The 14,202-nt window shown below is 65.2% G+C and carries 9 protein-coding genes and 1 pseudogene; 5 read left to right on the top strand and 5 right to left on the bottom strand.

Annotated features, from left to right (window positions below; translation table 11 throughout):
• From OJJ21_RS16565 to OJJ21_RS16555, 3 genes and pseudogenes are all read left to right on the top strand, one after another.
• Positions 1-2,239 (top strand): annotated as a pseudogene (locus OJJ21_RS16565) (vitamin B12-dependent ribonucleotide reductase); the annotation flags it as partial.
• A gap of 222 nt (positions 2,240-2,461) precedes the next feature.
• Entirely contained in the window at positions 2,462-3,721 is a 1,260-nt protein-coding gene (locus tag OJJ21_RS16560; RefSeq protein ID WP_297687886.1) for a hypothetical protein, read from the top strand.
• A 233-nt stretch (positions 3,722-3,954) separates the two neighbouring features.
• The gene (locus OJJ21_RS16555) at positions 3,955-4,434 is read left to right on the top strand and encodes a CAP domain-containing protein (RefSeq protein ID WP_297687884.1); all 480 of its coding nucleotides are present in this window, start codon (positions 3,955-3,957) and stop codon (positions 4,432-4,434) included.
• Positions 4,435-4,575: 141 nt separating this feature from the next.
• Here OJJ21_RS16555 and OJJ21_RS16550 read toward each other — a convergent pair whose 3' ends face one another.
• The 3 genes from OJJ21_RS16550 to aspS are packed head-to-tail and all read right to left on the bottom strand — an operon-like array spanning position 4,576 to position 8,016.
• Positions 4,576-5,538, bottom strand: coding sequence for an alpha/beta hydrolase (locus OJJ21_RS16550; protein ID WP_297687882.1), 963 nt, complete (start codon positions 5,536-5,538; stop codon positions 4,576-4,578).
• 22 nt (positions 5,539-5,560) lie between these two features.
• Positions 5,561-6,208 carry a MarC family protein gene (locus tag OJJ21_RS16545; protein ID WP_297687881.1) on the bottom strand — a complete coding sequence of 216 codons (648 nt, stop codon included), beginning with the start codon at positions 6,206-6,208 and terminating at the stop codon, positions 5,561-5,563.
• Between the two features lie 17 nt (positions 6,209-6,225).
• The gene (gene aspS / locus OJJ21_RS16540; RefSeq protein ID WP_297687879.1) at positions 6,226-8,016 is read right to left on the bottom strand and encodes an aspartate--tRNA ligase; all 1,791 of its coding nucleotides are present in this window, start codon (positions 8,014-8,016) and stop codon (positions 6,226-6,228) included.
• Positions 8,017-8,186: 170 nt separating this feature from the next.
• On the opposite strand from aspS, the gene rnd reads away from it, so the two are divergent.
• A complete protein-coding gene (gene rnd / locus OJJ21_RS16535) occupies positions 8,187-9,356 on the top strand; it encodes a ribonuclease D (protein WP_297687877.1) in 1,170 nt (389 codons plus the stop codon).
• An 85-nt stretch (positions 9,357-9,441) separates the two neighbouring features.
• Positions 9,442-10,413, top strand: a complete 972-nt coding sequence (locus tag OJJ21_RS16530) for a hypothetical protein (protein WP_297687875.1) — start codon at positions 9,442-9,444, stop codon at positions 10,411-10,413.
• Between the two features lie 28 nt (positions 10,414-10,441).
• On the opposite strand, the gene OJJ21_RS16525 is transcribed toward OJJ21_RS16530, so the two are convergent.
• On the bottom strand, positions 10,442-11,959 hold the full coding sequence (locus OJJ21_RS16525) for a Ppx/GppA family phosphatase (RefSeq protein ID WP_297687873.1): 1,518 nt from the start codon (positions 11,957-11,959) through the stop codon (positions 10,442-10,444).
• A gap of 7 nt (positions 11,960-11,966) precedes the next feature.
• Positions 11,967-14,138 carry an RNA degradosome polyphosphate kinase gene (locus OJJ21_RS16520; RefSeq protein WP_366093180.1) on the bottom strand — a complete coding sequence of 724 codons (2,172 nt, stop codon included), beginning with the start codon at positions 14,136-14,138 and terminating at the stop codon, positions 11,967-11,969.
• Positions 14,139-14,202 lie beyond the last annotated feature (64 nt).

The following is a 14,202-nucleotide window of genomic DNA, read 5'->3' as shown; positions in this document are numbered from 1 at the left end:
CGACGGCCGCATCAATGCGTCGAACCCGTGTTCGGAATACATGTTCCTCGACGACACGGCCTGCAACCTCGCCTCGATGAACCTGATGTGCTTCCGTCAGGCTGACGGCCGCTTCGACACGGCCTCGTTCGAACATGCGACGCGGCTGTGGACCGTGGTGCTGGAAATCAGCGTGCTGATGGCGCAGTTCCCCAGCCGTGAGATCGCCGAACGCAGCTACAAGTTCCGCACGCTCGGGCTGGGCTACGCCAATCTCGGCGCCCTGCTGATGTCCTGCGGCCATTCCTACGACAGCGATGCCGGCCGCGCGATCTGCGGCGCCATCACCGCGCTGATGACCGGCGCGAGCTATGCCGCCTCGGCCGAGATGGCCGGCGAGCTGGGTGCCTTCCCCGGTTATGCGCCGAATGCCGACACCATGCTGCGGGTGATCCGCAACCATCGCCGCGCCGCGCAGGGCGATCATTTCGGCTATGAGGGCCTGACCACGCCGCCGGTGCCGCTGGATCATGCCAGCTGCCCCGACCAGGCTTTGCTCAACGCCGCCGAGGCCGCCTGGGACCGCGCGCTGGAACTCGGCACGCAACACGGTTTCCGCAACGCGCAGGTCAGCGTGATCGCGCCGACCGGCACCATTGGCCTGGTGATGGACTGCGACACCACCGGCATCGAACCCGACTTCGCGCTGGTGAAGTTCAAGAAGCTGGCCGGCGGTGGCTATTTCAAGATCATCAACCGCACCGTGCCGCTGGCGCTGAAGACGCTGGGCTATAACGACGGCCAGATCGGGGCGATCATCGACTATGCAGTGGGCCATGGCACGCTGCAGGATGCGCCCGGCATCAACCACGCGATGCTGAAGGCCAAGGGCCTGAGCGACTCCGCGATTGCCAAGGTCGAAACCGGCCTGCGCGGCGCCTTCGACATCAAGTTCGTGCTGAACCGCTGGACGCTCGGCACCGATACCTGCAAGGCGCTCGGCTTCAGCGATGCGCAGCTCGACGATCCGGGCTTCGACCTGCTGACCGCGCTCGGCTTCCGCGCCGCCGAGATCGCCGCGGCCAATCTTTACTGCTGCGGCGCCATGACGGTGGAAGGCGCCCCGCATCTGAAGGACATGCACCTGTCGGTGTTCGACTGCGCCAATCCCTGCGGCAAGGATGGCGTGCGTTTCCTGTCGGCCGAAAGCCATATCCGCATGATGGCCGCCGCCCAGCCCTTCATCACCGGCGCCATCTCCAAGACCATCAACATGCCCAATCTCGCCAGCGTCGAGGATTGCAAGACCGCCTACATGCTGTCGTGGAAGCTGGGCTGCAAGGCTATCGCGCTGTATCGCGACGGCTCCAAGCTGTCACAGCCGCTGCAGGCGCAGATGCTGGACGACGACACCGCCGAAGACAGCATGGCCGAACAGCTGATCGAGGCGCCGGCGGCGGCGCGCGCCCAGATCGTGGCCGAACGCATCGTCGAGAAGCATATCGCCGGCCGCCTGAAGCTGCCGCAGCGCCGCAAGGGCTATACCCAGAAGGCGGTGGTCGGCGGCCACAAGGTTTATCTGCGCACCGGCGAATACGACGAGGGCAAGCTGGGCGAGATCTTCATCGACATGCACAAGGAAGGCGCCGCCTTCCGCAGCCTGATGAACAATTTTGCCATCGCGATTTCCATCGGCCTTCAGTATGGCGTGCCGCTGGAGGAATTCGTCGATGCCTTCACCTTCACCCGCTTCGAGCCCTCGGGCATGGTGGAAGGCAACGACGTCATCAAGATGTCGACCTCGGTGCTGGATTACGTGTTCCGCGAGCTGGCGGTGAGCTATCTCGGCCGTACCGACCTCGCCCATGTGCAGCCCGACGACCTGCGTCACGACACGCTGGGATCGAAGCAGGCGCCGGCCACCGTGCAGGTGGAGAACGAGATCATCAAGGTGGCCTCGAACGGCTATATCCGCTCCAACCTCTATGTGCTCAAGGGCGGGCAGAACCGGGGCGCCGTTGCCGAACTGCAGGCCACCGGCACGGATGGGCCGATGATGCATGTCACCGCCGACAGCCACACGCATGTCGAGGTCACCGCGCCGCTGGGCAGCAATAGCCGGGTGATGGAACGCATCGCCGAGGCGCGCATGAAGGGCTACGAGGGCGATGCCTGCCCCGAATGCGGCAACTTCACCCTGGTGCGCAACGGCACCTGCCTGAAATGCGACAGCTGCGGCAGCACGACAGGCTGCTCGTAAGGCGGCTGCTCGTAACGCCCTGAGCTCTCCTCCAGAGAGCAGCCCTGGCATCTCCGGATGCCGGGGCTTTTTCTTGCGCCCGGCAAATCCTGCCGGGTCAGCGTCCCGGCCGGCAGAAACGGCCATCCGGAAGCCGAAGATCGCAATGACATTTCAACAGGTTACCGGAAACATCCGGTGGCCTGCGGCTTGCAAGTCCGTGTCCTGAGAAAAGGACAGGCCATGACCACGATCATCACTGCCTACAGCAGCACGATCCTCCCCGGCACCGCCAAGCCGGCCGACACGACGACCGGAACCGGAACCGCGTCGGGCACCACGACGCCCAAGCCGGTGATGGTGGCGACCGATCTGCGCCAGGATGTCGGCGTCGAGGTGACGCTGTCGCCGGCCGCCCTGCAGGCGCTGGCGCAGCAGGCCGCCGCGGCCAATACCGTGGACGAGGAGAACCAGGTCACCGACAAGATGAAACAGGTGCTGTCGGCGATCTTCCTGGAGAGCGCCAAGCAGGCCGAGACCGCCGACAAGGCGCTGCCGCCGCTGAGCGGCGACGAGGCGGCCGATACCAAACGCAAGGCGGCCGCGCAGCAGGCCAGCGATTTCCTCGACGGCAAGGCGGCCAATCCCTTCAAGGGCAGGATGGCGGCCGAACTCTCCGCCATCATCGTCGACAAGGACGGCAAATACACGGTGAACGAACGCCGCGCCGCCTACAGTGAATTCGCCCGCCAGGACAATGCGCGGATCATGGACGAGCTGACGCCGAAAACCGAATTCGACAAGAAGGCGAACGATGCGGAAGTGCCGCAGTCGGGCACCGCCGAGCGCAAGGCCGCCGCGAAGAAGGCCACCGACTTCCTCAACGGCGCCGGCAAGGTGAAGAACCCGATGGAGGGCAAAACGCGCGACGAGCTCACCGCCATCATCGCCGACGATACCGGCGATTACACGGTGAACGAACGCCGCGCCGCGCTGGCGCAGCGCGACACGCTGGAAAAGGCCGTGCTGGCGAAATCGGCCAAGACGCTGACGCTGGACGAGAAGCTGAAGGCCAATAGCGAAACCATTGCCGGCGCCAGCGAGGACGCCGTCGCCCGCGCCCGTTCGGCCACGCGCTACGTGAATGGCTGGGACAAGGCCAATCCCTTCGCCGGCCTGACCCGCGAGGAGCTGAATGCCATCGTCTATGACGAGACGAAACGCTACACCGCCAACGAACAGCGCGCCGCCTATGCCGAGCTGAAGCAGTATCTGCCGGCCTCGGCCATTCCCGCCGATACCAGCAAGACGGCCGACACGAAAAAAACCGACACCAAGACGGACACGACCAAGACCGACGACCCTTACAACACCCAGGGCGTCTACAGCAAATACATGATGCAGCAGCTGATGCGCGCCAATAACACCTCCTACCTGCTCAGCCTGATGGGCGGCGGCAGCAGCAGCAGCGGCTTCGGCCTCGCCAACTATCTGCGCGCCTGACGCCGGACGGCACCCTGAAAAAAAAGCCCCCGCCGTTGGGCAGGGGCTGAGGTGTTAATCAGGGAGGAAACGCATACTGAATTCGCAGGGCCGGTCCAGAGGGGCTGGCCGCGCCCTGTGATGATCAGGATACGCTTCCCGGTGTGAAGCGGCAGGTTACGGCTTGGCAACCTGGCATTACATTCCGGTAATGTTGCCGCTTGCGATCCGGACGATCAGTGCAAGGATAAGTGATGCTGCATGCCATCGTATCGCCTCGCCGCTTTGTCCTGCTGATCGCGATCGCCTTGCTCGGCCATGCACCGTCGCCGCAGGCGATGGAGGCGATCTGGCAGGCCGACATCCTGTTCCAGGTGAATGCCGCGCGCGCCGCGCAGACTCTGCCACCGCTGCACTGGAACGACCGGCTCGCCGCCACGGCAGCCGCGCATGCCGCCGACCTGCAACGCTGCCGGCAACTGACCCATGAGGGCTGCGACGGCAACAGCCTGCCGCAGCGCGCCGCCCAAGCCGGCTACGCCTTCCGGCGCATCTCGGAAAATCTGGCGCTGTGTCCCTGCGATGCCGCCGGCGTGGTACAGCTCTGGCTGCTGAGCGACGGCCACCGCCGCAACCTGCTCGATCCCGATGTCAGCGAACTGGGCGCCGATACGCGCGCCGATGCGGCGGATTTACGAAGGCAGCAATGGGTGCTGGTGATGGGGCGGGAGTAGCCTCCCATTCGTCACCCTCGGGCTTGTCCCGAGGGTCCATCTGTCAGTTTTGCCGGGTCATGACCAAGCCGAGAGGGCAATGGATCCTCGGGACAAGCCCGAGGATGACAGATGTTGTGTCCTGCTCGCGATTTTTTGAGCCTATCCCTGCCCGAAGGCCAGCTTGAGCGCGGTGCCCATTTCGGCGATCGCCTGGGTCGCCTGCGGCACCACCTTGCCCAGCACCACGAAGCCGTGGATCTGGCCGGGGAATTCGCGAAATACCACCGGCACGCCGGCCTGTTTCAGCGCCACCGCATAGGCCTCGCCTTCATCGCGCAAGGGATCGTGGCCGGCGACCAGCAGATAGGCCGGCGGCAGGCCGGCCAGGCTTTTGGCGCGCAGCGGCGAGGCGCGCCAGTCGTCGCGGTCGGCGCTGCCGTTGAGATACTGCTGCTGGAACCAGTCCATGCTGTCGCGTGTCAGCAGATGGTCCTTCGCGTAGCGCTGGTGCGACCCGGTCGCCATATGCATGTCGGTGGCCGGATAGATCAGCAGCTGGTAGCCGATCTTCGGCGCCGTTTCGTCGCCGTCCTTGCGTTTGCCGCGCGCCATCAGGCAGACCACGGCGGCGAGGTTGCCGCCGGCGCTGTCGCCGCCGACCGCCAGCCGTGTCGGATCGATACGCAGGCTTTTCGCCTCGCCCGCCACCCAGTGCGCGGCGGCATAGGCATCGTCGACGGCGGCGGGGAACTTGTCCTCCGGCCCCATGCGGTAATCGACCGAGACCACGGCGCAGCGCGCCTCGTTGGCGAGGCTGCGGCAGACCACGTCATGGGTGTCGAGATCGCCGATCACCCAGCCGCCGCCATGATAGAAGACCAGCACCGGGATCGGCTCGCGCTTGTCGACGCCGGCCGGGCGGTAGTAGCGCAGCGGGATCGGGCCATGCGGGCCGGGGGCGGCGATATTGTCGAGCTCGGAAACCTCCGGCGGCTCCGGCGTCACCGCGCCGCGGGTTTCCTTGTAGAGCTGGCGCGCCTCGGGCGGCGTCAGCGTCGAGACGTCCGGCCGGCCGGCGGCCTTCACGGCCTCGAGGAACAGTTTGGCTTCGGGGTCCAGCATGGCGAGGCAATCTCTGTTGTTGTCAGCCCAGGGCCGGAAACAATCCCCGCAGGCCATTGGCAAAGATTTGAACCGCAACCGCGGCGAGCAGCAAGCCGAAAATGCGGTTGAGGATGTTTAATCCGGTGCGGCCGAGCCGGTCGCCGATCGGACGCGCAAGTTGCAGAACCAGCCAGATGCTCAGGCAGATCAGGCCCAGAACGGCGATGCTCAAGCCCTTGTGCTGCCAGCCGGTGCCGCGCTCCATATAGATGATGGTGGCGGACATCGAACCGGGGCCGACCAGCAGCGGCATCGCCAGCGGCACCACGCCGACCGCCAGCCGCCCGTCGGAGGATTTGTCGGCGGCCTCGGCTTCCTCCTCCGGCGTCTGCTGCTGCGGACTCATTTTCGCGTTGATCATGCTGAGCGCCATCAGGAACAGCACGATGCCGCCGCCGACCTGGAAGGCCGGCAGGCTGGCGCCAAGCAGGCGCAGGATCAGGTCGCCGGAAAAGCCGGCAATCACCAGCACGACAAACACCGCCATGGCGGCGGTACGCGCGGTCTTGGCGCGCGCCTCGCGGCTGTGTCCCTCGGTCAGCATCAGGAACAGCGGAATGGCCGCGAAGGGATCGAGAATCGAAAACAGCGTCAGGGCGAAGCGGGCATAGTCGACCGTATCGAGCATGACCGCATCGCCTCGCGTCAGCCGGACTTCTTGTCCGTGTCGGGCGCCACGACGCGGATATGCAGCTCGCGCAGCTGCTTCATCGTCACTTCGCTCGGCGCCTGCATCATCAGATCCTGGGCCTGCTGGTTCATCGGGAACAGCACGATCTCGCGGATGTTCGGCTCATCGGCCAGCAGCATGACGATGCGGTCGATGCCCGGCGCGATGCCGCCATGCGGCGGTGCGCCGTATTTGAACGCATTCAGCATGCCGCCGAACTTGCCTTCCACGACGTCGGGGCCATAACCGGCGATTTCAAACGCCTTGTACATGATCTCGGGCTTGTGATTGCGGATCGCGCCCGACGACAGTTCCACGCCGTTGCAGACGATGTCGTACTGATAGGCATTGATGGTCAGCGGGTCCTGATTGTTCAGCGCTTCCAGCCCGCCCTGCGGCATCGAGAAGGGATTGTGGCTGAAATCGACCTTCTTCTCGTCCTCGTTATACTCGAACATCGGGAAGTCGACGATCCAGCAGAATTTGAAGACGTTCTTCTCGCAGATATCCAGCTCATCACCGATGCGGATACGCGCCTGGCCGGCGAGTTTCGCGGCCGGCAGCTCCTTGTCGCAGGCGAAGAAGATCGCGTCGCCGTCCTTCACGTTGCCGAGCTGCTTCAGCAGCGCGACGCGGTCGGCATCGAGGAACTTGGCGATCGGCCCCTTGGCTTCGCCGTTGTCGAAGATGATGTAGCCCAGGCCGGCAGCACCTTCCTGGCGCGCCCAGTCGTTCATCTTGTCGAAGAAGCTGCGCGGCCGGCCGGCGGCACCCGGCGCCGGGATGCCGCGCACGACCGCTCCGTTTTCAATGTTCCTGGCAAAAACACCGAAGCCCGAGCCGCGGAACACCTCGGTCACATCGGCGAGGATGATCGGATTGCGCAGGTCGGGCTTGTCGGAACCGTATTTCAGCATCGACTCCCGATACGGGATGCGCGGGAATTCCAGCGGGCCGCAGTCGCGCCCGTTGGCGAATTCCTGGAACACGCCATGGATCACCGGGCCGACGGCGTTGAATACGTCGTCCTGCTCGACAAAGCTCATCTCGACATCGAGCTGGTAGAATTCGCCGGGCGAACGGTCCTTGCGGGCGTCCTCGTCGCGGAAGCAGGGCGCGATCTGGAAATAGCGGTCGAAGCCCGACACCATGATCAGCTGCTTGAACTGCTGCGGCGCCTGCGGCAGCGCGTAGAAGCGGCCGGGATGGATGCGGCTCGGCACCAGGAAGTCGCGCGCGCCTTCCGGCGAGCTGGCGGTCAGGATCGGGGTCTGGAATTCCATGAAACCCTGATCGGTCATGCGGCGGCGGATCGAGGAGATCACCTTGCTGCGCAGGATGATGTTGTTGTGCAGCCGTTCGCGGCGCAGGTCGAGGAAGCGATACTTGAGCCGGATGTCTTCCGGGTATTCCTGCTCGCCGAACACCGGCATCGGCAGGTCGGCCGCCTCGCCCAGCACTTCGATGGACGACACCACGACTTCCACGCTGCCGGTCGGCAGGTTCGGGTTCACGGTGTCGCCGGTGCGCGCCACCACCTTGCCGGTGACGCTGACCACGTATTCCGAGCGCAGGGCTTCCATTTGCTTGAAGGCATCGGAGCCGCTCTGCGCCACGCACTGGGTGATGCCGTAATGGTCGCGCAGGTCGATGAACAGCAGGTTGCCGTGGTCGCGCTTGCGATGGACCCAGCCGGCGAGTTTCACCTCGCTGCCGACCTGGTCGGGACGCAGCTGGCCACAGGTATGGGTACGGTAACGGGACATCGCCAAATCCGTTGCAAATCTCTAGGGAAATCAAAGGGGGAACAGGCCCGTTCGGGGCCGGAAAGTCAAGACCGATGCGGGCGGAATTTCATACCGGTTTCACCGCAAAATCCCGGCCCGGACGGTCCGGCAGGGTTGGGCCGGCAGGAATGGCATGCTAAAGCGGAACCATGCCTTCCACCGATCTCGCCCCGATTACCACCACCGAAGACCTTGCCCAGTTCTGCGCCTCTTTGGCCACGGTTGATTACGTCACCGTGGACACCGAGTTCATGCGCGAAACCACCTACTGGCCCAAGGTCTGCCTGATCCAGCTCGCCGGGCCCGACGAGGCCCGGGTGATCGACCCGCTGGCCGAGGGCCTGTCGCTCGATCCCCTGCTCGACCTGCTGCGCAACAAAGCCGTGCTGAAGGTGTTCCATGCCGCCCGGCAGGACCTGGAAATCTTCACCAAGCTGATGGGCGAGGTCCCCGCCCCGCTGTTCGACAGCCAGGTGGCCGCCATGGTCTGCGGCTTCGGCGACCAGGTGAGCTACGAGCAGCTGGTGGCCAAGCTGGCCGGCGCCCAGGTCGACAAATCCTCGCGCTTCACCGACTGGGCGCGGCGGCCGCTGACCGAGAAGCAGGTTGTCTATGCCTTGGGCGACGTCACCCATCTGCGCAAGATCTACGAAAAGCTGAATGCCAAGCTGCAGAAGACCGGCCGGGCCGAATGGCTGTCGGAGGAAATGGCGCTGCTGGCCGATCCGGCCACCTACGAGGTGGCGCCGGACAATGCCTGGAAGCGCCTGAAGCCGCGCACCACCAAGGGCGAATATCTCGCCGTGCTGCAGGCCGCCGCCGCCTGGCGCGAACTGGAAGCACGCAGCCGCGACATTCCGCGCCAGCGCATCGTGCGCGACGAGACCCTGATGGAAATCGCCGCGCATCCACCGAAGTCGGCCGACGACCTGGAACGCATGCGCGGCCTGTCGAAGGGCTTTGCCGAAGGCAAGATGGGCCAGGGCCTGCTCGCCGCCATCACCGCCAAACTGGCCAGCCCGAAAGAGACCTGGCCGGTGCTGGAACGCGAGCCGGAACTGCCGCGCGGCATCGGACCGCTGGTCGAGCTGCTGAAGGTGCTGCTCAAGCTGAAATGCGACGACCACGACGTGGCGCAGAAGCTGCTGGCCAATACCTCGGATCTCGACAGGATCGCCGCCGACGACAATGCCGATGTGGCGGCCATGCATGGCTGGCGCCGCGAGCTGTTCGGCAACGACGCGCTGCGGCTCAAGCGCGGCGAGCTGGCGCTGGCCGCCCAGGGCACCAAGATCAAGCTGGTCGAGCTGAAGAAGTAGGCTGGCGTTCCGTAAGCCTCCGGCCGGTCGCCCGGCGAGTTCGCCACGTCGGAAAAGTTTTTGACGGCCGAAGACACGGATATATATGCGCGCGACTTTCGTGTTTGTTGCCATCTCCTGGCTGTGCTTCGCTACACCCGCAGCGGCGCAGATCGCCGCATTCCATGCTGGGATCGCGCGCCTCGCCGTGCCGACCCAAGCGGAAGCTCAGCCGCCTTTCGATACGCTGGTATGGTACCCTGCGCCCGTGGAAGAGACCCCATGGCAGATCGGTCCATTCACCATCGCGGCCAGCCAGAATACCGCCATCGCCACCGGCCAATTTCCCGTCATACTGTTGTCCCATGGTGGCGGCCGCACTGGCGGCAACCCGTACCTACTTGGCGATCTATCCGCACGTCTGGCCCGCGCGGGCTTCATCGTGGTCGCCCCCTTCCATGGCAAAACGCAGTTCCTTCAACGGCCACAGCAAGTCGGGGCGGCATTCGCGGCCGTCATGACCGATCCCCGCTTCAAGTCCCATGTCGCCGTAAACAGGACCGGGATGCTGGGATTCTCGTTGGGCGGCGCGGTTGCTCTCACGCTCGCCGGCGGCGTGCCTAATGCCAGGCACCTGGCCGCCTATTGCGCGACGCATCCCGACGACACGCAATCATGCAATGCCGGTCCCGGCGGCGGCAATGCAGCTCCGACCGCACCATCGCCCGGCGGAACGGCACTCCCCCGCCTACCCGTGAAATCGTTGGTTCTGCTCGATCCATTCGCCATGCTATTTCAGCGCGACGAGCTCGCGGCCGTTACCATGCCGATACTTCTGGTCCGCCCGCAGCAGAGCCGGCTGGGCGAGGACAATGTGCGCCTGTTGATGACCAGCCTGCCGCAGCCGCCGCAGCTTCGGCCTGTCGCCGGCGGGCATTTCATCTTTACCGATATTTGCTCGCTGGCCTTACGGGCCGAGGCGCCTGAGGTTTGCGAAGACGCCGCCGGTATCGATCGCGCCGCCATACATGCCGACTTCAGTGCCGTGATCGTCGACTTCTTCTGCAATACCCTCTAGGCCGTCGAAGTCGGGGCGGCACGCCCCCTTAGCGCGGCTTCAGCACGCGCAGTTCGGCGGCGCGGTTGAAGGCCTTGCCCAAAGCCTCGACGCGGCGCTGCACCGCTTCGCCGTCCAGGGCGGCATGCTGCGCCGGCAGTTCCAGCAGCAGGCTGTTGCCGTTCGGGCGCAGCTTGCAGTCGGTCAGGATGCCGGGCACACCGGCCGACAGCGTCTGCGCCAGGCGCAGCGCCAGGCCGACGCGCTGCGCGTAATCGATTTCCTCGACATTCAGCAGCTGCCAGGCCGGCGCGGCAATCGGATCGCTGGCGGTGCCGACATAGCGGGTGAAGACGGTCAGCGCCAGCAGGGCGCGCTCAGACTGCGTGATGGCGCCGAAGGGCGCATGCAGGATGGTGCCGAGCGACTGTTCGCCGCGGTAATCGGGATGCACGCGCCAGCCGGTATCGGCCAGGATCGAGGCGGCCAGCCGCAGACGCTTGCGCTCGGCCGTGTCGCGCTCGAACAGCGGCGCGATGAAGCGGTCCAGCTCGGCGCCATGATCGCCGAAGCGGTTTTCGCGCTCGGCCATGTGACGACAGGTGGCCAGCAGCGGGTCTTCGGCGCGCTGGCGCTCGTCGAGCAGCGCATAGGCCAGGCCTTCGCGCAGGCCGTTGGCCGAGAAGACGACCTCCTTCGGCTCCAGGAATTTCAGCAGCCGGCGCATCACCAGGGCGGCAAGCGGCAGCACATCCTGGCGCTTGCGCGGCACGCCCTCGACGCGGGCCAGCGATTCCCGGCTCTGCTTGGCCAGCAGGCGGGTGAAGTCGCCGGCCTCGGTGCGCGCCAGCGTATACTGGTGGATGATGTGCAGCGGGCTGTGCATCTGCGCCATATGCACGCGTGCGATCGCGCGCCACGAGCCGCCTACGGCATAGAGCGACTTGCCCTTCCACCGCTTCAGCCAGGCGACGCCGCCGATCTTCTCGTCGATATAGGCCTTCACCACCGGATAGGAATCGAGATTGGCGATGCGCAGCGGGCCGAGCGGCAGGGTGATGCTGTCGCCCAGCTTGTGGCCGTCCAGCGCCACCAGCTCCAGGCTGCCGCCGCCGAGATCGCCCATCACGCCGCAGGCATCGGGAATACCCGACAGCACGCCATAGGCCGAATAGGTCGCCTCTTCCTGACCGCTCAGCACGCGCACTTTCTCGCCGGTGTCGCGTTCGATCTGGGCGACGAAATCCGCTCCATTGCTGGCATCGCGCACGGCGGCGGTGGCGACGATCTGCAGGGCGCGCACATCCATGCGCCGCGCCAGCACGACGAAACGCCGGATCGCCGCCAGCGCCTGCTTGGCGCCGTCGCTGTCCAGCGCGCCGGTCTGGCCCAGGCCGCGGCCGAGGCCGCAGAGCACCTTTTCATTGAACATGCCGGTGGGCATGCGCAACGGCTCGCCGAACACCACCAGGCGCACGGAGTTGGAACCGATATCGATAACACCGAAAGGCAGCGGCGACGCGGCCGGCGCACTGACAGACTTGGCAAGCGATTGTGCGACGGCCACGCAGGTTCTACCCGTTTTTCCACTGCAGCCGCGGCAGGGCCGCGGTCTTCTTGAGCGCCTTGCCGCGACCCGACAGGCTGGGATTGGTCATGAAATAGGTATGCGCGCTGAAGGCATCCGGATCGGTCGAGGCGCGGGTATACTGGTCATCGGCGCCGAGATTCCAGCTCTGCGCCTGGTCTTTCAGCGTCGCCACCATGATCTGGTCGAGGATCTGCTCATGCACGGTCTGGTTCTCGATCGGGATCAGCACCTCGACGCGGCGGTCGAAATTGCGCGGCATCCAGTCGGCCGAGGAGATGAACAGCTTGGCTTCCGGCGACGGCAGGCCATGGCCGCTGCCGAAGCAGACGACGCGGGAATGCTCGAGGAAACGGCCGATCAGGCTTTTGACGCGGATATTCTCGCTCAAGCCTTTCACGCCCGGTCGCAGGCAGCAGATGCCGCGCACGATCAGGTCGATCTGCACGCCGGCCTGGCTGGCCTGGTACAGCGCGTCGATCACCACCGGATCGACCACGCTGTTCATCTTGGCCCAGATCGCCGCCGGACGCCCCGCCTCGGCATGCTTGATTTCCTCGTGGATCAGTTCGAGCAGGCGCGGCCGCAGCGTATAGGGCGAGATCGCCACCTTCTTCAGGTTTTCCGGCGCGGCATAGCCGGTCAGGAAGTTGAACAGATAGGTGGCGTCGTGGCCGAGATCGTTGTCGTCGGTGAAGAAACTCAGGTCGGTGTAAACCCGCGCCGTGTAGGGGTGATAGTTGCCGGTGCCGAAATGCACATAGGTGTTGAGATGGCCGCTCTCGCGCCGCACCACCAGCGAAATCTTGGCATGGGTCTTCAGCTCGATGAAGCCGTAGACCACCTGCACGCCGACGCGCTCCATGTCGCGCGCCCATTTGATGTTGGCCGCCTCGTCGAAGCGCGCCTTCAGCTCGACCAGGGCGGTCACCGACTTGCCGGCCTCGGCCGCCTCGATCAGGGCGCGCACGATCGGGCTGTCGTCCGAGGTGCGGTACAGTGTCTGCTTGATCGCCACCACATGCGGATCGGCCGCGGCCTGGCGCAGGAACTGCACCACCACGTCGAAGCTTTCATAGGGATGGTGAACCACCAGGTCCTTGGCGCGGATGGCGGCGAAGCAGTCGCCGCCGAAATCGCGGATGCGTTCGGGGAAGCGCGGGCTGAAGGGCGGGAATTTCAGCTCCGGCAGGTCGTCCACGATCAGCCGCTTGGTATCGGCCAGGCCAAGGATGCCGTCGACCACGATCACCGCCTGCGAACTGACTTCCAGCTCCTCGCAGACGAATTTGCGCAGGTCTTCCGGCATGCCGGCATTGATCTTGAGCCGGATCACGTTGCCGCGGCGGCGGCGCTTCAGCGCCGTCTCGAACAGGCGGACCAGATCTTCCGCCTCTTCCTCGATTTCGATATCGCTGTCGCGCGTGATGCGGAACTGGCCGGTGCCGAGCATCTCGTAGCCCGGGAACAGCTTGTTCAGGAACAGCCCGACCAGGTTTTCCAGCGACAGGAAACGGATGCCGTCGCCCGGCAGGCGGGTGAAGCGGTCGACCTGACTCGGCAGCGGCAGCAGCGCATTCAGGCTGCGGCCGTCACGAATCCGTCGCATTTGCATCACCATCGCGAAACCGAGATTGGGGATAAACGGAAACGGATGCGCCGGATCGATGGCGAGCGGCGTCAGAACAGGGAAGACATGGGCGAGGAAGTAATCCTCCAGCCAGCGTTTGTCGTCGGCGCTCAGCTGCTCGGGCTCCAGCACATGGATGCCGGATTCGGCCAGTTCGCCGATCAGCGACTGCCAGCAGGCCTGCTGCTTTTTCATCAGGTCGGCGGCGGCGTCGTTGATCTGCGCCAGCTGCTGGGCGGGGCTGAGCCCGTCCTGGCTGATTTCCTCGATGCCGGCGCGGATCTGGCCATGCAGGCCGGCAACGCGGACCATGAAGAATTCGTCGAGATTGTTGGCCGAGATCGACAGGAAGCGCAGCCGCTCCAGCAGCGGATAGCGCGTGTTGTTGGCCTCTTCCATGACCCGCAGATTGAAGGCCAGCCAGGACAGCTCGCGGTTGATGAAGCGGTCGCGCGGGCTCAGAGTGATGGCAGGACGGTCCGGCAGACCGGTGCCGGGCGGGGTGGCATTCGCCTCGCTGATCACCATCCGGAGATTTTCCGCAATCTGCTGCATAGTCGGACGCCTTTGTGGGTATCGGCCGCCTGTCCGG

Source organism: Ferrovibrio sp. (genome assembly GCF_025869515.1).
Lineage (GTDB): Bacteria > Pseudomonadota > Alphaproteobacteria > Ferrovibrionales > Ferrovibrionaceae > Ferrovibrio.
This window is presented reverse-complemented; position numbering and strand designations above follow the sequence as displayed.